General features: G+C 37.9%; 16 protein-coding genes and 1 pseudogene. 12 read left to right on the plus strand and 5 right to left on the minus strand.

Going from position 1 to position 24,431, the window contains the following annotated elements:
- Positions 1 to 81 precede the first annotated feature (81 nt).
- Positions 82 to 3,084, plus strand: coding sequence for a SusC/RagA family TonB-linked outer membrane protein (locus H9N25_RS15880; protein WP_190326522.1), 3,003 nt, complete (start codon positions 82 to 84; stop codon positions 3,082 to 3,084).
- 20 nt (positions 3,085 to 3,104) lie between these two features.
- Positions 3,105 to 4,475: a RagB/SusD family nutrient uptake outer membrane protein gene (locus H9N25_RS15885; RefSeq protein WP_190326523.1), complete on the plus strand. Its 1,371-nt coding sequence runs from the start codon at positions 3,105 to 3,107 to the stop codon at positions 4,473 to 4,475.
- 268 nt (positions 4,476 to 4,743) lie between these two features.
- On the opposite strand, the pseudogene acs reads toward H9N25_RS15885, so the two are convergent.
- Positions 4,744 to 6,638 (minus strand): annotated as a pseudogene (acs, locus tag H9N25_RS15890) (acetate--CoA ligase).
- 509 nt (positions 6,639 to 7,147) lie between these two features.
- Between acs and rpmB the strand changes: the two are divergent.
- The 7 genes from rpmB (at position 7,148) to H9N25_RS15925 (ending at position 11,531) form a co-directional block, all read left to right on the plus strand.
- Positions 7,148 to 7,381, plus strand: a complete 234-nt coding sequence (gene rpmB / locus H9N25_RS15895) for a 50S ribosomal protein L28 (RefSeq protein WP_025145121.1) — start codon at positions 7,148 to 7,150, stop codon at positions 7,379 to 7,381.
- A gap of 44 nt (positions 7,382 to 7,425) precedes the next feature.
- Entirely contained in the window at positions 7,426 to 7,608 is a 183-nt protein-coding gene (gene rpmG / locus H9N25_RS15900; protein WP_010599807.1) for a 50S ribosomal protein L33, read from the plus strand.
- Positions 7,609 to 7,705: 97 nt separating this feature from the next.
- Entirely contained in the window at positions 7,706 to 7,861 is a 156-nt protein-coding gene (locus H9N25_RS15905; RefSeq protein WP_010599808.1) for a DUF4295 domain-containing protein, read from the plus strand.
- A gap of 83 nt (positions 7,862 to 7,944) precedes the next feature.
- Entirely contained in the window at positions 7,945 to 8,907 is a 963-nt protein-coding gene (gene ftsY, locus H9N25_RS15910; RefSeq protein WP_029276206.1) for a signal recognition particle-docking protein FtsY, read from the plus strand.
- Positions 8,908 to 9,007: 100 nt separating this feature from the next.
- Positions 9,008 to 9,382 (plus strand): GxxExxY protein, encoded by a 375-nt coding sequence (locus tag H9N25_RS15915; protein WP_190326524.1) that lies wholly within the window; start codon positions 9,008 to 9,010, stop codon positions 9,380 to 9,382.
- A 90-nt stretch (positions 9,383 to 9,472) separates the two neighbouring features.
- On the plus strand, positions 9,473 to 10,804 hold the full coding sequence (gene rimO, locus H9N25_RS15920; protein ID WP_167296929.1) for a 30S ribosomal protein S12 methylthiotransferase RimO: 1,332 nt from the start codon (positions 9,473 to 9,475) through the stop codon (positions 10,802 to 10,804).
- Between the two features lie 226 nt (positions 10,805 to 11,030).
- Entirely contained in the window at positions 11,031 to 11,531 is a 501-nt protein-coding gene (locus H9N25_RS15925) for a hypothetical protein (protein WP_190326525.1), read from the plus strand.
- A 73-nt stretch (positions 11,532 to 11,604) separates the two neighbouring features.
- On the opposite strand, the gene H9N25_RS15930 is transcribed toward H9N25_RS15925, so the two are convergent.
- The 4 genes from H9N25_RS15930 to H9N25_RS15945 all read right to left on the minus strand — a co-directional run bounded on the left by H9N25_RS15930 (position 11,605) and on the right by H9N25_RS15945 (position 17,167).
- Complete coding sequence (locus H9N25_RS15930) at positions 11,605 to 11,949, minus strand: hypothetical protein (protein ID WP_167296931.1); 345 nt, start codon at positions 11,947 to 11,949, stop codon at positions 11,605 to 11,607.
- A 1,197-nt stretch (positions 11,950 to 13,146) separates the two neighbouring features.
- A complete protein-coding gene (locus H9N25_RS15935; RefSeq protein WP_223833406.1) occupies positions 13,147 to 14,148 on the minus strand; it encodes an NAD(P)H-dependent glycerol-3-phosphate dehydrogenase in 1,002 nt (333 codons plus the stop codon).
- 172 nt (positions 14,149 to 14,320) lie between these two features.
- Entirely contained in the window at positions 14,321 to 15,661 is a 1,341-nt protein-coding gene (locus H9N25_RS15940) for an efflux RND transporter periplasmic adaptor subunit (protein WP_167296932.1), read from the minus strand.
- A 102-nt stretch (positions 15,662 to 15,763) separates the two neighbouring features.
- Positions 15,764 to 17,167 (minus strand): TolC family protein, encoded by a 1,404-nt coding sequence (locus H9N25_RS15945; protein ID WP_223833407.1) that lies wholly within the window; start codon positions 17,165 to 17,167, stop codon positions 15,764 to 15,766.
- A gap of 20 nt (positions 17,168 to 17,187) precedes the next feature.
- Here H9N25_RS15945 and H9N25_RS15950 point away from each other — a divergent pair, with 20 nt between their 5' ends.
- From H9N25_RS15950 to H9N25_RS15960, 3 genes are all read left to right on the plus strand, one after another.
- Positions 17,188 to 17,844: a polysaccharide deacetylase family protein gene (locus H9N25_RS15950; RefSeq protein WP_190326526.1), complete on the plus strand. Its 657-nt coding sequence runs from the start codon at positions 17,188 to 17,190 to the stop codon at positions 17,842 to 17,844.
- A 487-nt stretch (positions 17,845 to 18,331) separates the two neighbouring features.
- Positions 18,332 to 21,097 carry a bifunctional aconitate hydratase 2/2-methylisocitrate dehydratase gene (locus tag H9N25_RS15955; protein ID WP_167296934.1) on the plus strand — a complete coding sequence of 922 codons (2,766 nt, stop codon included), beginning with the start codon at positions 18,332 to 18,334 and terminating at the stop codon, positions 21,095 to 21,097.
- 192 nt (positions 21,098 to 21,289) lie between these two features.
- Complete coding sequence (locus H9N25_RS15960; protein ID WP_167296935.1) at positions 21,290 to 23,569, plus strand: aconitate hydratase; 2,280 nt, start codon at positions 21,290 to 21,292, stop codon at positions 23,567 to 23,569.
- The last annotated feature ends 862 nt before the right edge of the window (positions 23,570 to 24,431 follow it).

A 24,431-nucleotide genomic window follows, 5' to 3' on the forward strand; every position in this document is an offset into this window, starting at 1 on the left:
AAGGTTTTATGTATATTTTAATTATATTAACCGTATCATTTCTATTCATAATTAAACATTACTAATTAAACTACCAATTTGATGAAAAAACTACTCTTAAGTATGATTTTATCACTTAGTGTAATTTCGTTTGCTTTCGCACAAGGCAAAGTAATTACCGGAAAAGTGACGTCAACCTCAGGACCAATTCCTGGCGTTAGCGTATTTGTAAAAGGCTCACCAGCTAATGGCACACAGAGCGATGCCTCGGGAGCTTTTAAATTGACTGTTTCGGATGACGCTAAAACACTTGTTTTTAGCTTTATCGGTTACAAAACCAAAGAAGTGCCTATTACAGGGCAAACCATTAATGTAAGCCTCGATGAGGAAAATAATACCTTATCTGATGTAGTTGTGGTGGGTTACGGTACGCAGAACAAACGTGATGTAACAGGATCAATTGCGAAGGTTACAGCAGCCGATTTAAAGGACAGACCTTTAACAACCATCGAAAGTGCTTTACAAGGTAAAGCACCTGGTGTATTTATCAACTCGGGTAGTGGTAAACTGGGGCAGGCACTTCAAATTCGGGTTAGGGGTATTTCTTCTATTTCGGCAAGTAACCAGCCATTATTTGTAATAGACGGAGTCCCTATTGTGAGCGATGCATTGGGAACTTACACGGAGGCAGATAATCCATTAGCTGCAATTAGTCCAGATGATATTGAATCAATGGAGGTTTTAAAAGATGCGGCCTCTGCAGCAATTTATGGCGCCAGAGGTTCAAATGGAGTTGTATTAATCACCACTAAAAAAGGTAAGCAAGGCAGAACCAATATAGATTTTGGCTACTACGCTGGCTTTAGTGATCCAACAAAAAAAGGAGAGTTCTTAAATGCTGCACAATACAAACAGTTAATGGAGGAATCTTTCAAAAACGTTGATTACAACGGATATAATAATTCTTCTGAGTTATGGAAAGATTATACCGGAACAAATGACTGGGATGGTACAGCTGATGCAAATTGGGTAAACGCATCTTTTAGAAGAGGTCATGTACAACAATATAACTTAAATATAAATGGTGGCGATGCTAAAACTCGCTTTTTAATATCTGGTAATTATAGCAACAATGACGGAATTATAGTAAGTAACCGTTATGTGCGTACAGGTGGTAGAATGAGCTTAGATCATACTGTTTCTAAAATTTTAGATATTGGTGGAGCAATAAATATCTCTAAGGTTGACAATTATCGTATCCCTACGGATAATGCATTTTCAAATCCTCTCCAGTTAAATGCACTGCCTCCAATTCAACCCATATATGATGCATCTGGTGAGCTGAACAATAAGACGGTTTATTATAACTCATTAATTGATATCTCCAATGGGAGCAACTTATCTACTACCTACAGAACTTTTGCTAATGCCTATGCAAGTTTAAAAATTACACCCGAACTAGTTTTTAGAAGCGAATATGGTTTTGACTTTAATAATCTGGAAGAAGAACAATATCTGGGTTCGAAAACACAAGATGGTGGTAGTACAAGCGGATACGGAAATGATTACAATGCAAAGTCAATTAATTTTAATACTAACAACACCTTAAATTACACCAAAGTATTTAATCAGAAACACAGTTTAAATGTATTAGGCGGTTTTACTTTCCAAGATACTAAATTTAGATATGGAACAGTTACAGGAACAGGCTTCCCGTCCGATAGATTTGTTAAAATTGCAAGCGCAGCAACAATTTCAGCGGGAAGTTCATTCGAAACTGAATACTCATTTGTATCATATTTAGCTAGGGTAAATTATAAATATGATGACAAATATTTGGTAAGCGCATCTGTTAGAACGGATGGTTCATCTAGATTTGGTGCTAATAACAGATACGGAACTTTCCCAGCGGCCTCTTTAGGCTGGATTGCTACTAATGAAGATTTTTTAAAAGAAAGCTCTTGGTTAAGTTTATTAAAAGTTAGAGCAAGTTACGGATTAACTGGAAACGCAGAAATTGGAAATTTTGCATCCAGAACATTGTATGGCGGGGTTAATTATGCAGGTACGGCAGGTACACTTCCAAATCAGTTAGGAGATCCTAATTTAACATGGGAGAATACATCCAACTTTAATATAGGTTTAGATTTTGGATTCTTATCAGATAGAATTACAGGTACAATTGAAGCCTACAAGAAAAAAACTACAGATTTATTGCTTAATGTTCCAATTGCAGCAACTAATGGGTTTACTTCCATTACTCAAAATATTGGAGATATGCAAAATAAAGGTTTGGAATTCTCATTAAACACCAGAAACTTTATTGGAGCATTTAAATGGAGTACATCATTCAATATTGCCTTTAATAGAAATAAAATTCTTCGTTTAGTAGATGGCCAGCCAATTTTTACTGGCGGTAGATTCTTAGGAAGGATTGCAGAAGGCGAACCGTTCGGATATTTTTACGGTAAAGCTTATGCAGGGGTAGATGCAAACAATGGCGATGCACTTTACTATGTTGATGCAAGCCGTACAACAACTACAAATAATTATAACGCCGCGCAAAACCAAAAACTGGGTGATCCAAACTCAAAATACTATGGTGGATTTGGAAATCATTTCTCATTCAAAAATTTTGATTTAGATATTCAAACTCAATTTGTTAAAGGAAATGATATTTATAATATGGCCGGTGGTTTTCAATCTGCAAATGGTGATTATTTCGACAATCAAACAATCGATCAGTTAAATTACTGGACGCCTACAAATAGAATTACAACGATCCCTCAACCAAGATTTGATTCTGCAAACGGAACAAGACCTTCATCAAGATATATTCAAGATGGTTCTTATTTAAGGGTAAAAAGTGTTGTTTTTGGGTACAATTTACCTAAAGAGTTTATCACAAAGTATAAACTACAGAATGTAAGAATCTATGCTTCAGCACAAAACCTGTTTACCATTACAGGCTATAAAGGATATGATCCTGAAGTAAATACACCTGCGGGAACTTCTCTTCAAACAAACAATATCCAGATTGGACACGATTTCTATACGCCGCCACAGGCCAGAACGATAACTTTTGGAGTAAATATTGGGCTTTAATGGATATAAACATTAGAATTATGAAAAATTATTATAAAAATATATTGGCTGCAGCTCTTATTATTTTAAGTGCATCCTCGTGTAAAAAACAGCTAGAAATCGAGCCAAAACAATCGATTTCTTCAGATGTAGCTTTATCTACCACCGCTGATGTTCAAAATGCTCTTATAGGCGCTTATACTGTATTAGCCACAGGAGATTTATATGGAACAAATCTTGTTTTTCTTCCGGATATCTATGCGAGTAATAACTATTTAAACTGGACAGGTTCATTCAGCACTTATAGGGATATTTCTAATAAGGCAATCATTTCTACGAATGGAGATGTATTACGAACTTGGGTTTCTGCTTACAAAGCGATAAACGTAGCCAATACTGTACTCTCTGCAACCGGAGTTGTAAGCAACGCCGCTACTAAAGACATCATTGAAGGCAAAGCTTTATTCATCCGGGGGATTATGCATTTTGAACTGGTGAGGCTTTATGCCCAGCCCTTTGATGCAACCGGAACTAACACTGGTTTAGGTGTTCCAATCATCACAAAAGCCGTACAATCAACCAGTGATATTGTAACGAGTGTTCCAAGAAATACAATTGCAGAAGTTTATACCGCTGTAGAAAATGATCTTAAATCATCAATTACCAAACTCAGTGCTGTTAATGAAAAATATGCCTCAATGGCCTTTTTAGCCCGTGTGTATCTCCAGGAAGGGAAGTATGCTTTGGCCAGAGACCTTGCAAACGACATTATTACAAATAGTCCATACACTTTAATAACCAATTCTTTGGAAGCTCCATTCAGAACCAAAAACTCAAGTGAGGGCATTTTTGAAATTCAACAGAACGAGCAAAGTAACGCCGGATCTTCAAATGATGGATTGGCAACTTTTTATGCTAGTTACGAAAACTCAACCGGAGGTAATGTTGGTCGCGGAGATGCAAATGTTAACACAACTTTTTATGATTCTTTTGAAGCCGGTGATAAAAGGCAAACTGATTTAATTTATACCGGTACTGGAGCAAAAACAGGCTTATTTACAAAAAAATGGTATGACTATTTTGGAAATATACCCGTAGCACGTATTACTGAGCAATATTTAATTAGGGCTGAGTGTAATTTCAGATTAGGTACCGCTATCGGGGCTACACCAGCTAATGATATCAATACTTTAAGAGCGAGAGCAGGTTTGGGAACAGTGGTGCCAACGCTAGCCATAATTTTGAATGAACGTGAAAAAGAACTAGATTTTGAAGGTTTCAGACTGCATGATTACAAACGTACAAAACGTTCTCTTGGCACTTTCGCGTACAATGATCCAAAATTGGTTTTTCCTATCCCTGATCGCGAATTAACTGCTAATAAAGCATTGGTTCAAAATACTGGGTACTGATTTACTAAATATTAAAATATGCCTTTCAAAAATCGAAAGGCGTATTTTAAGTAAAACAATCACTACTATCCCATTAAGTATACTTTTTTGAAGTTATCAAAGTTTCCTTCATAAAGACGCGTTTTTTTGAAAAGAAATATGACAATGACAAGGTATCTAAAAACGTTTTTCATGTTAGAACCGATTCAAAATCCGAGATACTTAAAATAAGCATAAAAAAGAAATGGCCCCGAAAAATCGGGGCCATTTCTTTTTCTTAAAATTATGGTTAAAGCTTTTCGGCAGCCGCTATAATTTCTTCTACAACTCCCGGATCAAGCAGTGTAGAAGTATCACCTAAATTACTGGTATCACCTTCGGCAATCTTGCGCAGAATTCTGCGCATAATTTTGCCCGAACGTGTTTTCGGCAAACCAGAAACAAATAATATTTTATCTGGCTTTGCAATGGCTCCAATTACACGGGTAACGGTCTGCAATATATCTTTTTTAGATAAATCTGCTTCGCCATGCATGTCTGGATAAATAACAAAAGCATAAATCCCCTGCCCTTTTACATCATGTGGATAACCCACAACAGCACTTTCTACCACACCCGCATGCATATTAATGGCATTTTCTACTTCTGCAGTTCCAATTCGATGTCCTGAAACATTTAATACATCATCTACACGTCCGGTAATTCTATAATATCCATCTTCATCACGTAAACAGCCATCGCCGGTGAAATATAAATTATCGTAGGTAGAGAAATAAGTCTGTTTGCAACGCTCATGGTCGCCATAAGTAGTACGCAACATGCCTGGCCAAGGAAATTTAATGCAAAGATTACCCATTACTCCATTTCCTTCAATTTCATTCCCATTTTCATCAACTAAAATTGGCTGAATTCCTGGTAAAGGTAATGTAGCAAAACTTGGTTTAGTTGGGGTTACCGTAGCAATAGGCGAAATCATAATCCCCCGGTTTCTGTTTGCCACCAGGTATCAACAATAGGTGCTTTGCCTTGACCGATTTTTTCATCAAACCAATGCCATGCCTCTTCGTTAATTGGCTCGCCCACTGACCCCAAAACGCGGATCGAACTCAAATCTTTTCCATTAAGTGGGTCGTCGCCATAACTCATTAAAGAACGGATGGCTGTAGGTGCGGTGTATAAGGTATTTACTTTATGTTTTTCTACAATATCCCAAAAACGAGATGGGCTTGGGTAAGTTGGAATTCCTTCGAACAATACAGATGTTGCTCCTTGCGAAAGCGGCCCATAAACAATATAAGAGTGGCCTGTAATCCAGCCAATATCTGCTGTACAGAAATAAACCTCACCCGGCTGGTAATTAAACACATTTGAAAAGGTATAACCCGCATAAACCATATAACCACCACAGGTATGCACCACACCTTTGGGTTTTCCTGTAGAGCCAGATGTGTAGAGAATGAACAGCATATCTTCTGCATCCATTTCTTCCGCTTCGCAGATATCATTAACGTGTTTAACTTCATCTTCCCACCATACATCTCTACCTTTCAACATCGAAACAGGCGTACGGATATGGGTTAGCACGATACATTTCTCCACAGTTGGGCAACCAATCAAGGCATCATCAATTACATCTTTTAAAGGAATTTGTTTGTTTCCACGGTATGAGCCATCTGCAGTAATCACTACTTTACATTGCGAGTCGTTAATCCTATCGGCGATAGATTTAGCAGAAAATCCACCAAAAATAACCGAGTGAACGGCGCCAATTCTTGCACAGGCTAAAACAGCAATAGCCAGTTCTGGCACCATCGGCATATAAATACAAATACGATCGCCTTTTTTAGCTCCATTACGTTTTAAAACATTGGCAAAACGACAAACGCGTTCGTGCAACATTTTATAAGTATAGGTAACACTTTCTTCTTCTGGGTTATTCGGTTCCCAAACAATGGCTGGTTTATTTCCATTGGTAGCTAGGTGACGATCTAAACAATTTTCGGTGATATTAAGTTTTGCACCTTCAAACCATTTGATATTGGGTTCGTTAAAGTTCCAGGATAATACCTTGAACCAAGGCTTGCGCCATTGAAAGTTTTGCGCTACTTCGCCCCAAAACTGCTCTGGGTTTTCTACGCTTTTCTTATAATCTTCTTCGTATTGCTTAAAAGATGTAATTTGCATTGCTTGTTTTTATATTTTGGATTAGTGACGGCTAATTTAAATAAATAATAATAAGGAAAAACAGTCTAATCGTATCAAAATGAATATCAAACGTTTGCCAGGGAATAATTATTTCTTAACATATCCAATATATTAAGAATTTATAGTCGGCATAACAAACCTTTTATCGCCTACGGATATTAATTAACCTAAATTCGATAATTATTCTCGAAACCTTGTATGATAAGCACCATGTTATAAAGCCCGTGCTTCCTGCCAATTGAAAACCTGATTAAGCAAAGGCCGAGGCTGCTGTAACCGAAGAAGCAAAGGCGCGGCTTTCCTTAAAAAATCAACGACCACTTTAATCCAGAACCGCTATTAAATGCTTAAAATCAAAATTAACGATCTAAGCCAGGTTAATTATAAAAATAATTAGCTAGGCTATTGTCTTTTACAATTATTATTCAGATATTTGCACACTCTTAAAAAAATTAAGCGGACGATATTAACAACTATATTTACAAGTCATGTCAAGAGTTTGTGATTTAACAGGAAAAAAAGCAATGGTAGGTAACAACGTTTCTCACTCAAACGTTAAAACCAAACGCAAATTTTACCCAAACCTACAACTTCAGAAATTTTATATTCCTGAAGAAAACCGTTGGATTACGTTGAAAGTTTCTACTTCAGCGATTAAAACCATCAATAAAGTGGGCATTAGCGAAGCAATTAACCGTTTCGTAAAAAAAGGATTTTTGTAAAAAACATTAACTGTTGAGATTAACAGTTTTCAATTTATATTAAAATGGCAAAAAAAGGTAACAGAGTTCAGGTTATTTTAGAATGTACTGAACATAAAGAAAGTGGCATGCCAGGTATGTCTAGATATATTTCTACCAAGAACCGTAAAAACACTACTGAAAGATTAGAATTGAAAAAATTCAATCCAGTATTGAGAAAAGTAACCGTACATAAAGAAATTAAATAGGTTTAGAATAAAAGACCAAAGCTTAAAGACTAAAGCATTTGCAAGTCTCAAATCTAATGTCTGATATCTCAAATCTAATAATTAAAATTATAAGAACATGGCAAAGAAAGTAGTTGCAACCCTTAAAACAGGTACAGGTAAAGAATATTCGAAAGTAATTACAATGGTAAAATCACCAAAAACCGGTGCTTACTCATTCAAAGAACTTATCGTACACAACGACCACGTAAAAGATGCTATCGCATCTAAATAAGGTTAATATTTTTTAATATAAAAATATTAAAGGCCGTTCCGTTTTAACCGGAAGGGCTTTTTTTGTTATAGCAAATTTTAGATATGGGTTTATTCGATTTTTTCAAAAAGAAAGAAACTGCACCTGAAGCTCAGGAAGCGCTGGATAAAGGTTTAGAGAAAACCAAAGACGGTTTCTTTAATAAAATTACCAAAGCCGTAGCAGGAAAATCTTCTGTTGATGATGAAGTTCTCGATAATCTGGAAGAAGTTTTGGTTACTTCTGATGTAGGCGTAAGCACTACATTAAAAATCATCAAACGTATTGAAGAACGTGTTGCTAAAGACAAATACCTCAATACCTCAGAGTTAAATTTTATCCTGCGGGATGAAATCCAGTTGCTGTTATCTGAAAACAATAGTAACGATTTCCGTCAGTTCGAATATGGCGATCATAAACCATATGTTATCATGGTGGTTGGCGTAAATGGTGTTGGTAAAACAACTACCATCGGAAAGCTGGCACATAAACTTAAAGAATCAGGACTTAAAGTAGTATTAGGCGCTGCCGATACCTTTAGAGCCGCAGCTGTTGATCAGATTAAACTTTGGGGCGAACGTGTTGGCGTGCGGGTTGTAGCACAGGCCATGGGCTCTGATCCTGCTTCAGTTGCTTTTGATACCTTACAGTCTGCCGTGGCCAATAATGAAGATGTAGTAATTATCGATACTGCCGGACGTTTACACAACAAAATCGGCTTGATGAACGAGTTGGGTAAAATTAAGCAGGTGATGCAAAAGGTAGTACCAGGTGCACCACACGAAATTTTACTGGTATTAGATGCCTCAACCGGACAAAACGCTTTTGAGCAGTGCAAACAGTTTACCGAGGCTACTGATGTTAATGCATTGGCCATTACAAAATTAGATGGAACAGCGAAAGGTGGTGTAGTAATCGGAATTTCAGATCAGTTCAGGATTCCCGTTAAATACATTGGCGTGGGCGAAAAAATAGGCGATTTACAGCTTTTTGACAAGAAAGAGTTTGTGAATAGTTTGTTTAAGTAACACTTCTTGTGTGAATATACTGGAGATTTAGCTTCAGGTTCACTTCGTGGGTGATTACACCGATTAGTGGATTTCACAGATTTTATATAGACTTATATATATGATCGAATATGAAAAAGACACCTTAACACAAACCATTATAGGCTGTTGTTATGAAGTTCATAATCAGTTAGGTCCAGGATTTCTGGAAAAAATATACGTGAATGCGCTAAAAATCAAACTTCAACAAGCAGGCTTAAATTACACAGCAGAAAAAGAGTTCAGTGTTGTATTTGAGAGCATTATTGTAGGAAAATTTAGGTGTGATCTTTTTGTTGAAGATAAAGTAATTGTAGAATTAAAATCAGTGACAGGATATCAACCTAAGTTATTTCAAAGTCAACTTATATCATACTTAAAAGCAAGCAAAATTAAAACCGGATTATTGATTAACTTTGGAAACACAAGCTGTGAGGTAAAACGCTTATCTATTTAACAGTATAATAGGCATAAAAGCCTTAATCTATTAATCCAATCATAAGATTAATCACCGAAATCATTAGTAATCGGTGGAATCATACACAATATGAATACCAAAATAGTAAGAAGTAAAAGCGCAGTTAAACAACCAAAAATTAATGTAATTACATTAGGTTGTTCAAAAAACATTTACGATTCGGAAGTGTTGATGGGGCAGTTGCGTGGCAACAATTTGAATGTTGTGCACGAATCAGACAAGATGGGCAAAGATGATATCGTGGTAATCAATACCTGCGGTTTTATTGATAATGCTAAACAAGAATCAATTGATACCATTCTACAGTTCAGCGAGCTGAAAGAAGCTGGTAAAATTGGTAAAGTGGTGGTTACAGGCTGCCTTTCTGAACGCTATAAACCAGAACTGGAATCAGAAATTACCAATGTAGATGCCTTTTTTGGCACCAACGATCTGCAGAATATATTACATGAGCTGGGTGCCAATTACAAGCACGAGCTTATCGGCGAGCGCTTGCTAACCACTCCTTCTCATTTTGCCTATTTCAAAATTGCTGAAGGCTGTAACCGTCCCTGCTCTTTCTGTGCCATCCCTTTAATGCGTGGCAAACACTTGAGCAAACCAATGGAAGAATTGGTTAACGAAGCTAAAATATTGGCCAAAAACGGCACTAAGGAGTTGATTTTAATTGCACAGGACCTTACCTATTATGGTTTAGACCTTTATGGTGTGCGTAAACTCGATGAGTTGATGCGTCGCCTGTCAGATGTTCCGGGAATTGAATGGATCCGTCTGCAGTATGCCTACCCTTCTGGTTTCCCGATGGAAATTTTGGACGCTATGAACGAACGCGACAACATCTGCAAATATCTGGATATGCCATTACAGCACATTACCGATAACATGCTAAAATCGATGCGCCGTGGCACAACCAAACAAAAAACCATCGATTTAGTTAACCAGATTAGGGATAAGGTACCCAACATTGCCATGCGCACCACCCTAATATGCGGATATCCAGGCGAAACAGAACGCGATTTTGAAGAAATGAAGGAATGGGTTGCCGAAACCAAATTCGATCGTTTAGGCTGCTTTACCTATTCGCACGAAGAAAAAACGCACGCACATACTTTAGTTGATGATATCCCCGAAGAAGTTAAGCAACAACGTGTGGATGATATTATGGAAATACAACAAGGCATATCATTTGATATTAACCAGGAAAAAGTAGGCAAAACCTTCAAAGTACTGGTTGATAAAAAAGAAGGCGATTTCTTTGTAGGCAGAACCGAGTTTGATTCGCCTGAAGTTGATAACGAAGTTTTAATCGACGCTGCAACAGGTTATGCCGCCAATGGAAGTTTTGTTAATGTGAAGATAGACAGGGCTGAAGATTTCGATTTATACGGAACTATAGTTTAAAAAATATAAAAAATAAGAAACCCCAAAAGCAGTGCTTCTGGGGTTTTTGTTTTTATAAACATTAAAATATTCGCTTTTAGCTGTAGCAAATACCGCCGCATCATCGTTTAAAGAATAGAACCAGATATGGAAGTACTAAACCGGATTAACCAAACGATTGCGGTTAATTGCAATTAAACAGAATATACCTTCCTTAAAAGTATAACTATTCAATAATTTAAACCAAATGAAAAAAATTCTATTTGTTCTCGTACTAATTTTCATCACCAATTTAGGTTGCAAAAAAATAACTAACGGCGGTGGACTATGTGCCTGCTCCCCTATAAATTATGACACAAGCTTGGGGCTGGTGATTAAAAACAGTACAGATGCGGATCTTCTTAATCCTAAAACTACAGGTTTTTTAGACAAAACCCAGATACAACTTTATTCTAAAGATGCCAACAATGTAATTAAACAAATCAATTTTGACATTCGCCAGCCCTTTACCTATACAAATAATTTGAAAATGGATTATTATCAGCTTGTTTCTTCTGAAATAGGCCAACAAGCGAAAAGTATTGATAATACCTTTTATCTTAAACTTGGCGATAAGCTTTATGAGCTTAATCTAAAGGTAAATAACCAGGCAGTAGAAAAATTACTGATCGATAAAAACGATGCACCTAAAGAGCTCCCGAATGCGAACAGTCAGTATCTCAATAGCATCTATACCTTAAAAATTTAAAATGTGGTACTTCAGGTATAACTGATTTATATAAAAAATCCCGGTGAGTAAAGTTCATCGGGATTTTTTAGACTTATTTTTTAGATGCAGGTCTGTTTTTAATCTGACTAGGTTTTAGCCAAATTTTAGCACCTTTCGAGTTTACATAATATTTTTCATTTTTTGCATTGATATAAACATCAGAACCATCTGGTGCCATTTTACCTTTCCAGGTTTTATCTGCAATTTTCGAACTACCCTTTACCGCTACTTCAGCAGTTTTATTACCAACCGATTTGGCACCTTTACTAATTGCCTTTCCGGTATGGTCTAGTGCCTTACCAACTTCGCTTTTTTTCTTTTCTTGTGCATTTACACTAAGAGCAACGCCGCCAACTAAGGTCAGCGCTAATAAACCCATTACAAATTTCTTTTTCATAACCGCTAATTTTTATTTAAATGTTAAATTACAACGAGTTAACTGGTAGTTTTGTTTTGCAGGAGTACAATTATTTTTTCGGTGGTTAAACTTTTTGCTGCAGGATCAAAATACTCACTAACCTTCACAAAAAGATAATAGCGAAAAGAAGGGCTACCCCAACCAAAAAGCAAGAAACCTACTACAATAAATTTAAATTATTTTTTTTTGCAGCGCAGGGCCAGAGCAGCTATTTAAGCCTGTTCCCGTGCTCCACTATATCCTTTCGCTGCGCTTCAGGGATGCCGCTGCACCCGGGGCTAAGACACTCGGTAGTGCAGGTAGAGCGAAACGTATAATATCTGGCAAAATGCGGCTTCTTTTCTTCCACTGCCCCACGTTAAATAAACCTTATTGCAGCGGCTATACTTTTTGGTGCGCTACCTAAAAATACTCACTAACCTTCACAAAAAGATAATAGCGAAAAGAAGGACTACCCCAACCGAAAAGCAAGAGACCTGCTTTACAATAAACTTAAATTATTTTTTTGAAGCGCAGGGCCAGAGCAGCCATTTAAGCCAGTTCCCGTGCTCCACTATATCCTTTCGCTGCGCTTCAGGGATGCCGCTGTGCCCGGGGCTAAGACATTCGGTAGTGCAGGTAGAGCGAAACGTATAATATTTGGCAAAATGCGGCTTCTTTTCTTCCACTGCCCCACGTTAAATAAACCTTATTGCAGCGGCTATACTTTTTGGTGCGCTACCTAAAAATACTCACTAACCTTCACAAAAAGATAATAGCGAAAAGAAGGACTACCCCAACTGAAAAGCAAGAAACCTGCTTACAATAAATTTAAATTATTTTTTTGAAGTGCAGGGCCAGAGCAGCTATTTAAGCTAGTTCTCGTGCTCCACTATATCCTTTCGCTGCGCTTCAGGGATGCCGCTGCGCCCGGGGCTAAGACATTCGGTAGTGCAGGTAGAGCGAAACGTATAATATTTGGCAAAATGCGGCTTCTTTCCTTCCACTGCCCACCTTAAATAAACCTTATTGCAGCGGCTATACTTTTTGGTGCGCTACCTAAAAATACTCACCAACCCTCACAAAAAGATAATAGCGAAAAGAAGGACTACCCCAACCGAAAAGCAAGAAACCTGCTTTACAATAAATTTAAATTATTTTTTTGAAATGGATAGCCAATACTTTAAGAGTATGGCCTTAATTTAACTTCTCGGCTAATAATTTCATTTCGATATGCGGCGAACGGTTTTCGTAGATAATGCTATGCACCGCTTTACAAATTGGCATATCTACATTGTATGCCTGGTTTTTAATATGCATACATTTCACAGCATAATATCCCTCGGCAATCATATTCATTTCCAACTGGGCAGATTTTACGGTGTAACCTTTCCCTACCATATTACCAAACGTACGGTTGCGGCTGAACTGCGAATACGCGGTAACCAACAAATCGCCAAGATATGCCGACTCCATAATATCTCTAGTAATAGGATGAACAATATCAACGAAACGTTTAATCTCGCGGATGGCATTACTGATCAATACCGCCTGGAAATTATCGCCATAACCTATGCCATGGCAAATGCCACTGGCAACGGCATAAATATTTTTTAAGACTGCTGCATATTCTGTCCCGAAAATATCATCCGAAACATTAGTTTTAATGTAACGGGTATTTAAAAATGAAGCAAATGTTGATGCCTGCTCCACATTGGTACAGGCAATGGTGAGATAAGATAATTTTTCTAATGCCACCTCTTCGGCATGGCAAGGCCCGCTAACCACCAAAATATCGTGATAGGGAATGTCGTATTTTTCGTGCATAAATTCACCGATAATCAGATTATCTTCGGGTACAATACCTTTTATCGCCGAAACAATTTTTTTCCCTTTTAAATCTTCTGGAGTAATAGAAGATAGCGTAGTTTTTAAAAATGCCGCCGGAACGTTTAAAATCACAAAATCGGCAGATTTTATAATAGAATTGATATCAGATGAAATATGATCGTCTTCATCCAGTTTAATTTCAACCGAACTGATATAATTAGGATTATGCCTAAATTTCTTGATATGCTCGATAGCAGCTTCATTGCGCATCCACCAAAAAATTTCCTTTTCAGCTAAATTGTCTGCAAGCATTTTTACAATGGCAGTCGCCCAGCTCCCGCCCCCTATCATTGCTATTTTAGGTACCATGTTTATAAAAAAGGTTTAAGGTAAAGGTGTAAGACCTTATTTTAAAGGTATAAGGCAAAAGGTGTAAGGCTTAAGGTAAAGACTAATGCCCAATACCTTAAACCTTACACCCTAAACCTTAGGAATACACCTTAAACAGCGCAAGTTACTATTTCTTGCGATTAATTATAAACTACTTTTTAGCGTCTTTGTTAAACAACTGGTCTTTAGATGTTTTTTCTACAACCATTCCATCTTTTAATTTGTTTTGGATAGCAGAGTAAGGACCTGTTACAATTTCTTCGCCAGCTTTAACACCAGATTTCACAATAATGAACTGATCATTTTGGATGCCGGTAGTTACCTCTGTTTTTTTAACCTTTTTGGTTTTAGCATCGTAGGCATAAACGTATTGTTTCACCTTTTTATCGGTTAATTTAGTTTTTTGCTTATCGGCATTTGCCTGGTTACCCTGGTTCTGGCTAGCATCGGCAGTTTTTGCATTATCAGTAAATACCGCTTGGATAGGAATAGCCAAACCAGTTAACGATTCACTTTCTATATCAACAGTAGCCGACATTCCTGGTCGGAAAATAGACTGTTGTTTGCCCGCTAATTCTTCTGTAATTCTAATTTTTACAGAAAAATTGGTTACCTGATCTACAGAGGTAGATACGGCAGTACCCACCGCAGTTGATGAACTTGCGATTTCGGTTACCTCTCCTCGAAATTTTTTATCAGAAAAGGCATCAACCTCGATAGAAGCTTTATCTCCAACTTTAACGCGGGTTATATCATTTTCGTTAACATCAACATTAACCTCCATTGATGATAGGTTAGAAATACGCATAATTTCTGTACCTGCCATTTGCGAAGTTCCTAAAATACGATCTCCCAGTTCGATTGACAGTTTCGAAACCACACCATCAACTGGTGCATAAATAGTAGTTTTAGCCAGGTTTGCACCAGCTTCTTTAACGTTTGCCCCAGTTTGTTCTAAAGTAAATTTAGCACCTACTACACTCTCTTTCGCACTGGCTAAATTTGCTTTAGCTGTTAAATAGGCCGCTTTAGCTGCATCGAACTCGGATGCAGAGATTACTTTTTTATTAAACAGTTCAACATTACGTTTATAAGTTGCCTCTGCGTTTACAAAGTTTGCCTGGTTTTGTACCAATTGTTGTTGGGCAGAAGCCACACTCGCTTTTTGTGCATTAAAGCTAGCTACCGTTCTTTCATATCCCGATTGTAAAACATCAGGACGTACTTTACAAAGTAATTGACCGGCTTTAACAATATCGCCCTCTTTTACTTTTAACTCTACTACCTCTCCCGATACCTCAGAGCTTAATTTAACTTCTGTTTCTGGCTGTATTTTACCACTTGCTGTTACTGTTTCTACAACAGTTTTATCTGACGCTTTTTCTGTAGTTACTTTTTCGGTCTTATCACCACCAATAACTCCGGCCAGTTTTAATATCACTAGAAGGGCTACAATAGCAACTACGGTAATAATAATATGCTTCAGTTTCATAATTTATTGTATTTCGTTTGTTTAAAGTTGTAATATTTTAAGGTTAAAATGCTATAAAGTTGAAAGACGTAGTGTTACATGTAACTAGCTTTCAGCTTTAACCTAAAAAACAATCTGTTTGCCCAAATAATAGTCGATTACTTTAGCACGGAACAGTAAATCGTATTTCGCTAAGATAAAATCTATCTCGGCTTTATTTCTATTGGTTTGTGCTGTACTGTAATCTAAAGAGTTTACCAAACCAACAGCGTAACGCTGCTCGATTACATAAAAAGCGTCTTTTTGTGCCTGAAAAGCGTTTTGAGTAGAAGTATACCTGCTCTGTGCGGCGTTTAAGTCGGCAACAGCCTGGTTGATTACTTTTACCAAATTATTTTTTGAAATCTGCTCATCGGTTTTGCGCTGCATCCAGTTAATTTTCGCTTTCCTAACCGACGAACGTGTGGTAAAACCATTAAAGATCGGAATGGAAATACCCATGCTCACATATTGACCGAAGTTATCAGATAACTGGCTGGTAAATTTTGAAATCGGGAAGTTTGAGTTAAACTGGTAATAATAGGCTGATCCTAAACCTCCTCCTAAACTAATCTGTGGAAAAAAGCCTCCTTTTGCAACATCGATTGCTTTTTCAGCTGCTTTACTGTTCAGTTCTGCCAACTTAATATCAGGAAACGTACTTAAAGCCTGTTTATAAATATCGGTAGGTACGTAATTGCTCTGGATATTGTTCAATTCGTTAACCAATGGAGGTTGAACTTTAAACGTCATTGGTGGCTGTATTTCCATCAACTGCCCTAAAGTTAAATAAGATATAGTTAACTGGTTTTGGGCATTTGTTAAATTAAGTTCGGCAGTTGCGGCCTGTGATTTGGCCTGCGAAATATCGGCTAGAGTTTTGTTACCAACATCTAACAATGCCTGTTCCCTTTTTAAAGTAGAATTGGCAACATCTAATTGCTGTTGGGTAGCTTTAACCTGATCCTGGTTGTTTAACACCTGCAAATAAGCGGTTACTACCTGCAGAATAAGATCATTTTTTACCTTCTCTACATTGGTTTGGTTAGCAGCCAATAAAATTTTATTCTGTCTGATCTGATTTAACTTTGTTCCGCCTCCAAACAGGGAAACATTGGCACTTACATTCGGACTCAAATTATAGTTCTGCGTGTTTTCGAATAAACCGGACACCTGCTGACTCCTACCCCATTGCATAGATTGATTAATGGTTCCGTTTACGGTTGGCAACAATGCATTTTTAGATTGGCGAACATTTTCTTCACTCAAAGAAGCACTAAAAGCAGCCTGTTTAATATTCAGGTTGTTTTTTAAGGTATTTTCGACAGCCTGTTGAATGCTGATCACTTCTTGAGCCCTAATTTGCTGACTAAAACTTAATGTCACTAATAACGCAGATCCGGTAATTAACTTCTTCTTGGTAAACATCTTCATAATTTGTTTCAAATCTATATAAACAACTTTAATAATTTCAATCTGTACAGGCATTTAGTAACTTTGTAGCTAAAATGTACCTGATCAAATCACCGCTTCTGCTAAAATGGTATTATCCATCACTATTATGGAATAAATCCCGCACCGAAAAAGTTATTTATTTGACCTTTGACGATGGACCTATACCCAATGTTACAGATTTTGTATTAAAAACTTTAAAAGTCTTTAATGCTAAAGCTACATTTTTTTGCATTGGCGATAATATTGTAAAACACCCCGAAGTTTTTGAACGTGTAAAAAACGACGGACATGCTATAGGCAACCATACTTTTAATCATTTAAAAGGCTGGAAAACCGATAATGAAACCTACCTTCAAAATACACTAAAATGCCAGGAGCTTACACAAACCAATCTTTTCCGCCCCCCTTACGGAAGGATTAGAAAAAGTCAGATTAAAAGTCTGAAGTCCAAAGTCCAAAGTCCGAAGTCCGACTCAAGACTTAAGACTACAGACTCAGGACTGAAAATCATAATGTGGGATGTACTCAGCGGCGATTTCGACATTAAGCTCTCTCCCGAAAAATGTTATCAAAACGTGATTAAACATACCGAAAATGGCTCTATAATTGTATTTCACGATAGTTTAAAAGCATTTGATCGTTTAGCATACGCACTTCCTAAGGTTTTAGCCTATTTTACCGAAAGGGGTTTCACTTTCGCTACACTTTAGCCATTGTTATGCCAGAACAGCCTGTGCTTACTTTAGCAAGCTAAAACAAGCTTTAAGTTAGATAACAAATTTTCAGTTGTTCAAAAACGGACAAAACTGTACGGAATCGAACGGTTAACCTAGCTATTAAGATCCTATCACTGATAACTACTTTTTAACTAACAGCAGACCGATTAACACGATTTTGTAGAGACCAGTTTTTAGTGCCTTTTCTTAACGCTATGGTTATAAATCCAGCCTTGATTTATGGAATTTTATGACCTTTAACCCCTCTCTTTTTTTATTGTTTAGAATAATTCCAAATTACTTAATTGCCTGCCTAAATTAAATTTAAGGGTTGTTTTTTGCTATTTTTGTTTTAACCAAAAAACTGGGCCCTATTGGCTCAGTAAACGCAAATTAATATACAAAAACTTATTCTTTTTTGTAAAAAGCGGGTGTACATTTTGTTGCACAATCTTATAACAAAAAGAATAAAATAGCTAAGATGAGTATTTATAACGATTATATCCAGGAGATTGAAGACAGAAAAGCTCAAGGTCTTCATCCCAAACCTATTGATGGAGCAGAATTACTGAGTGAAATCATCGATCAAATCAAAAATGTAAATAATTTTAACAGGGCAGATGCTGTTAATTTTTTCATATACAACACCTTGCCGGGTACTACCGGAGCTGCAGGTGTAAAGGCAGAGTTTTTAAAAGAAATTATTTTAGGCGGAACTATCGTTGCAGAAATCACACCTGATTTTGCTTTCGAACTATTATCGCACATGAAGGGTGGTCCTTCTATCAAAGTTTTGTTAGATATCGCTTTGGCAGATAATGGCGATAAAGCTAAAAAAGCAGCAGACGTTCTTAAAACACAGGTTTACTTGTATGATGCCGATACCGATCGTTTGAAAGATGCTTACAACAATGGCAATGCTATTGCTAAAGAAATATTAGAAAGCTACGCCAAGGCCGAATTCTTTACCAAACTTCCTGAAGTAGCAGAAGAAATTAAAGTAGTAACTTTTATTGCTGGTATTGGTGATATTTCTACTGACTTATTATCTCCAGGAAACCAGGCTCACTCCCGTTCGGATCGCGAATTGCATGGTAAATGTATGATTACGCCAGAGGCACAGGAGGAAATCAAAGCGTTGCAAGCACAACATCCTGATAAAAGTGTAATGTTAGTGGCTGAAAAAGGCACCATGGGTGTAGGTTCTTCACGCATGTCGGGCGTTAACAATGTGGCCCTTTGGACAGGTAAACAATCGAGTCCGTATGTTCCGTTTGTAAATATTGCACCAATTGTTGGTGGTACCAATGGGATTTCGCCAATTTTTTTAACCACAGTTGATGTAACAGGTGGTATTGGTATCGACCTTAAAAACTGGGTAAAGAAAACTGACGAGAACGGTAATGTTGTGCGCAATGAAAACGACGAGCCAATTTTAGAGCAGGTATTTTCTGTTGAAACCGGAACCGTGCTTACGATCAATACCAGAACTAAAAAATTATATAACGGAAATCAGGAGCTGATTGATATTGCGAAAGCATTAACTCCTCAAAAAATGGAATTTATCAAAGCGGGTGGTTCATACGCCATTGTTTTTGGTAAAAAAATCCAAACATTTGCAGCCAAAACGTTAGGTATTGAAGCTCCTGTAGTATTTGCACCAGCTAAAGAAGTATCTGTTGAAGGCCAGGGTTTAACTGCTGTAGAAAAAATATTTAACAGAAATGCAGTAGGTTTAACGCCAGGTAAGGTGCTTCATGCAGGTTCTGATGTGCGCGTAGAAGTAAACATTGTAGGTTCGCAAGATACCACCGGTTTAATGACCGCTCAGGAGTTAGAGGCAATGGCTGCTACAGTTATTTCTCCGATTGTTGATGGCGCTTACCAGTCAGGCTGCCACACGGCATCTGTTTGGGATAAAAAAGCACAGGCAAACATCCCTAAACTAATGAAGTTTATGAATGATTTCGGTGTGATTACTGCCCGCGACCCTAAAGGCGAATACCATTCAATGACCGATGTTATCCACAAGGTATTGAATGACATTACTATTGATGAGTGGGCAATTATCATAGGTGGTGACTCGCACACACGCATGTCAAAAGGAGTAGCTTTCGGTGCCGATTCTGGTACCGTAGCATTAGCATTGGCAACCGGTGAGGCTTCTATGCCAATTCCCGAGTCAGTAAAAGTTACTTTCAAAGGTGAAATGAAACAACACATGGATTTCCGTGATGTGGTTCATGCTACGCAATTGCAAATGCTGCAACAATTTGATGGTGAAAACGTATTCCAAGGCCGTATTATCGAGGTGCATATCGGCACTTTATTAGCCGACCAGGCCTTTACTTTTACCGACTGGACTGCTGAGATGAAAGCAAAAGCATCGATCTGTATTTCGCAGGACGATACTTTAATTCAATCGCTAGAAATTGCTAAAAACCGTATTCAAATCATGATAGACAAGGGTATGGACAACCATAACCAGGTTTTACAAGGTTTGATCAACAAAGCAAACAAACGCATTGAAGAAATTAAAACTGGTATTAAGCCAGCTTTAATGCCTGATGACAATGCCAAATACTATGCAGAAGTAGTAATTGATCTTGATCTTATTCAAGAACCAATGATTGCCGATCCGGATGTGAACAATGCCGATGTTTCTAAACGTTATACGCATGATACTATCAGAGACTTAACCTTCTATGGTGGCGATAAAAAAGTAGACCTTGGTTTCGTAGGTTCTTGTATGGTGCATAAAGACGATTTAAAAATCGTTTCTCAATTATTGAAAAACGTAGAGAGCCAAACCGGTAAAGTAGAATTTAAAGCACCATTGGTAGTTGCAGCCCCAACTTACAATATTATTGATGAGTTGAAAGCAGAAGGCGACTGGGAGTATTTACAAAAATACTCCGGATTTGAGTTTAGCGACGCACTACCTAAAAGCACAGCACGTACTGAGTACGAAAACATCATGTACTTAGAACGTCCTGGTTGTAACCTGTGCATGGGTAACCAAGAGAAAGCGGCTAAAGGAGATACTGTAATGGCTACATCAACACGTTTATTCCAGGGCCGTGTAGTGGAAGATAGAGATGGTAAAAAAGGGGAGTCTTTATTGGCATCTACACCAGTAGTGGTTCTTTCTGCTATCTTAGGTCGTATACCGAGCATTGAGGAATACAAAGTAGCAGTAGAAGGCATCAACTTAACCAAGTTTACACCTATTTCTACAAAACAATAAGAAACAAATAAACATATTTTTTGTTAATAAGGCAGGAGGCTATCCGATAATCGGGTAGCCTTTTTATTTACATTAACAATTGAATAGAATGGTTTTAAATAACATAATTTGACAAATCTTAAAAATAAGTCTATTAAAAATTGTTTAATTTAGTTAGCATTGTTATTGACAATAATTTAAAAAAAATAAAGTATGGCTTTTGATATAGACATGATTAAAAAGGTTTATGCAAACTTTAGCAGCCGCGTTGAAGCTGCACGCAAAATAGTTGGCAGGCCTTTAACATTATCTGAGAAAATATTGTATGCACACCTTTGGGATGGAGATCCTAAAACGGCGTTTAAACGTGGCTCTGACTATGTAGACTTTGCACCAGATCGTGTTGCGATGCAAGACGCAACGGCTCAGATGGCCTTATTGCAGTTTATGCAAGCTGGCCGTCCAAAAGTAGCTGTGCCTTCTACTGTGCATTGCGATCACTTAATTACAGCTAAAGAAGGTGCTGCAATCGATTTACCTCATGCTAAAACAGAAAGTGCCGAAGTTTTTGATTTCTTATCATCTGTTTCGAACAAATATGGTATCGGTTTTTGGAAACCAGGTGCTGGTATTATTCACCAGGTGGTTTTAGAGAATTATGCTTTCCCGGGTGGAATGATGATCGGAACGGACTCGCATACCGTAAATGCAGGTGGTTTGGGAATGGTTGCTATTGGGGTTGGTGGTGCTGATGCCTGCGATGTAATGGCTGGTTTACCCTGGGAGCTTAAATTCCCTAAGTTAATCGGCGTTAAATTAACAGGTAAATTAAACGGCTGGACTGCTGCTAAGGATGTAATTCTTAAAGTTGCAGGTATCCTTACTGTAAAAGGTGGTACCGGTGCAATTGTAGAATATTTTGGTGATGGTGCTGTTAACTTAAGCTGTACGGGTAAAGGTACCATTTGCAATATGGGTGCCGAAATTGGTGCAACTACATCTACTTTCGGTTACGATGAAAGTATGGAACGTTATTTACGTGCTACCGGTAGAAATGAAGTTGCCGATGAAGCAAACAAAATTGCAGCATATTTAACTGGTGATGATGAAGTTTATGCTGATCCGGAAAACTATTTCGATCAGGTTATTGAGATCGATTTAGATACTTTAGAACCATATTTAAACGGTCCATTTACACCAGATTTAGCTACTCCTGTTTCTCAGATGAAAGTTGAGGCGGAGAAAAATGGATGGCCTTTAAAAGTAGAATGGGGCTTAATTGGTTCTTGTACCAACTCTTCTTACGAGGATTTATCAAGAGCAGCTTCTATTGCCAACCAGGCTATTGCAAAAGGTTTAGTAACCAAATCGGCTTTCGGTATCAACCCAGGGTCTGAGCAGGTGCGCTATACTGCAGACCGCGATGGTTTCTTAAAAACTTTCGAAGATTTAGATGCAACCATTTTTACAAATGCTTGCGGGCCATGTATTGGTATGTGGGATCGTACTGGTGCAGAAAAAGCAGAAAAAAACACTATCGTACACTCGTTTAATAGAAATTTTGCTAAACGTGCAGATGGCAATCCCAATACTTTTGCATTCGTAGCGTCGCCAGAAATGGTTGCTGCAATTGCCATTTCTGGTAATTTAGGTTTTAATCCATTAACCGATACATTAACAAACGATAAGGGAGAACAGGTTAAATTAGACCCGCCTACTGGTTTTGAATTACCAACAAAAGGTTTCGCTGTAGACGATGCGGGTTATCAGGCACCGGCTGTTGATGGCTCATCCGTTCAGGTTTTAGTTTCTCCAACTTCGCACCGTTTACAATTACTAGATCCATTTACCCCTTGGGAAGGTACCGACTTAAAAGGTTTAAAACTTTTAATCAAAGCCAAAGGTAAATGTACAACCGATCATATTTCTATGGCCGGTCCATGGTTAAAGTTCCGTGGCCACTTAGATAACATTTCTAACAACATGCTTATTGGTGCGGTTAACTACTTTAACGATAAAACAGATAACGTTAAAAATGAATTAACCGGCGAATACGGACCTGTTCCTGCAACTCAACGCGATTATAAAGCGGCTGGCTTAGGATCTATTGTTGTTGGCGACGAAAACTATGGTGAAGGTTCATCACGTGAACACGCTGCTATGGAGCCCCGCCATTTAGGTGTACGTGCTGTATTGGTAAAATCTTTTGCCCGTATACACGAAACCAACCTTAAAAAACAAGGTATGCTGGCCTTAACTTTCACGGATAAAGATGATTACGATAAAATTTTGGAAGATGACACTATCGATATCTTAGGCTTAACAGAATTTGCTCCAGATAAACCATTAACTTTAGTATTACACCATGCTAATGGCTCACAAGAATCATTTCCTGTTAATCATAGTTATAATGCACAACAAATAGACTGGTTTAAAGCTGGTGGTGCACTAAATATTATTCGGGCTGAGGCAGCAGCCAAGGCAGCTCTTTAAATAGTCATGAGTCTCTAGTCCTAAGTCTAGAGTTTAAAATATCAATCCCGTTTTGTTAAATCAGAACGGGATTTTTTTTATAGCAAAAAACCGTCATTGCAATGACAATTCCTCAAGGGGGATCCATACTATAATTTAAGATCAACCACTTCATTCTTTTGGAAAGCAATTGCAGTAGTGCTTAGGAAGAGGCTAGTCCCGCTAATGCTGCTGCTGGTTGAAAAAACCAGCATTCGCGTATATCGGGTTTAGATGGCAGAGACACGAACACTATAAGGGAAGATTTCGCCTTACTTGTAGTAAAAGAACCTTCTAGCCCCGGGCGCAGCGGCATCCCTAGAGCGTAGCGAAAGGATACAGCGAAGCACGGGAACGAGCCTTAATAGTTGCCCCTGTCACTGCGCTTCAAAATGAAACAATGAATAATTGTCCTATTTTCTTGGAAAGCAGCTGCAATAGTTCTTAGGTTTGGGTTAGCCCCGCTAATGCTGCTGCTGGTTGAAAAAACCAGCATTCGCGTATATCGGGTTTAGATGGCAGAGACAGGAACACTATGAGGGAAGATTTCGCCTTACTTGTAGTAAAAGAACCTTCTAGCCCCGGGCGCAGCGGCATCCCTGGAGCGTAGCGAAAGGATACAGCGAAGCACGGGAACGAGCCTTAATAGTTGCCCCTGTCACTGCGCTTCAAAATGAAACAATGAATAATTGTCCTATTTTCTTGGAAAGCAATTGCAATAGTTCTTAGGTTTGGGCTAGCCCCGCTAATGCTGCTGCTGGTTGAAAAAACCAGCATTCGCGTATATCGGGTTTAGATGGCAGAGACAGAGGTGCTTTTCACACAAAGATTCCCTGGATGCCAT

It is taken from the genome of Pedobacter riviphilus, assembly GCF_014692875.1.
Taxonomy (GTDB): Bacteria; Bacteroidota; Bacteroidia; order Sphingobacteriales; family Sphingobacteriaceae; genus Pedobacter; species Pedobacter riviphilus.

What these genes read in the sequence shown, in the direction of transcription:
- H9N25_RS15880 (WP_190326522.1), top strand. Translation starts at nt 82, where the DNA reads ATGAAAAAACTACTCTTAAGTATGATTTTATCACTTAGTGTAATTTCG.
- H9N25_RS15885 (WP_190326523.1), top strand. Translation starts at nt 3,105, where the DNA reads ATGAAAAATTATTATAAAAATATATTGGCTGCAGCTCTTATTATTTTA.
- rpmB (WP_025145121.1), top strand. Translation starts at nt 7,148, where the DNA reads ATGTCAAGAGTTTGTGATTTAACAGGAAAAAAAGCAATGGTAGGTAAC.
- rpmG (WP_010599807.1), top strand. Translation starts at nt 7,426, where the DNA reads ATGGCAAAAAAAGGTAACAGAGTTCAGGTTATTTTAGAATGTACTGAA.
- H9N25_RS15905 (WP_010599808.1), top strand. Translation starts at nt 7,706, where the DNA reads ATGGCAAAGAAAGTAGTTGCAACCCTTAAAACAGGTACAGGTAAAGAA.
- ftsY (WP_029276206.1), top strand. Translation starts at nt 7,945, where the DNA reads ATGGGTTTATTCGATTTTTTCAAAAAGAAAGAAACTGCACCTGAAGCT.
- H9N25_RS15915 (WP_190326524.1), top strand. Translation starts at nt 9,008, where the DNA reads ATGATCGAATATGAAAAAGACACCTTAACACAAACCATTATAGGCTGT.
- rimO (WP_167296929.1), top strand. Translation starts at nt 9,473, where the DNA reads ATGAATACCAAAATAGTAAGAAGTAAAAGCGCAGTTAAACAACCAAAA.
- H9N25_RS15925 (WP_190326525.1), top strand. Translation starts at nt 11,031, where the DNA reads ATGAAAAAAATTCTATTTGTTCTCGTACTAATTTTCATCACCAATTTA.
- H9N25_RS15930 (WP_167296931.1), bottom strand. Translation starts at nt 11,949, where the DNA reads ATGAAAAAGAAATTTGTAATGGGTTTATTAGCGCTGACCTTAGTTGGC.
- H9N25_RS15935 (WP_223833406.1), bottom strand. Translation starts at nt 14,148, where the DNA reads ATGGTACCTAAAATAGCAATGATAGGGGGCGGGAGCTGGGCGACTGCC.
- H9N25_RS15940 (WP_167296932.1), bottom strand. Translation starts at nt 15,661, where the DNA reads ATGAAACTGAAGCATATTATTATTACCGTAGTTGCTATTGTAGCCCTT.
- H9N25_RS15945 (WP_223833407.1), bottom strand. Translation starts at nt 17,167, where the DNA reads ATGCCTGTACAGATTGAAATTATTAAAGTTGTTTATATAGATTTGAAA.
- H9N25_RS15950 (WP_190326526.1), top strand. Translation starts at nt 17,188, where the DNA reads ATGTACCTGATCAAATCACCGCTTCTGCTAAAATGGTATTATCCATCA.
- H9N25_RS15955 (WP_167296934.1), top strand. Translation starts at nt 18,332, where the DNA reads ATGAGTATTTATAACGATTATATCCAGGAGATTGAAGACAGAAAAGCT.
- H9N25_RS15960 (WP_167296935.1), top strand. Translation starts at nt 21,290, where the DNA reads ATGGCTTTTGATATAGACATGATTAAAAAGGTTTATGCAAACTTTAGC.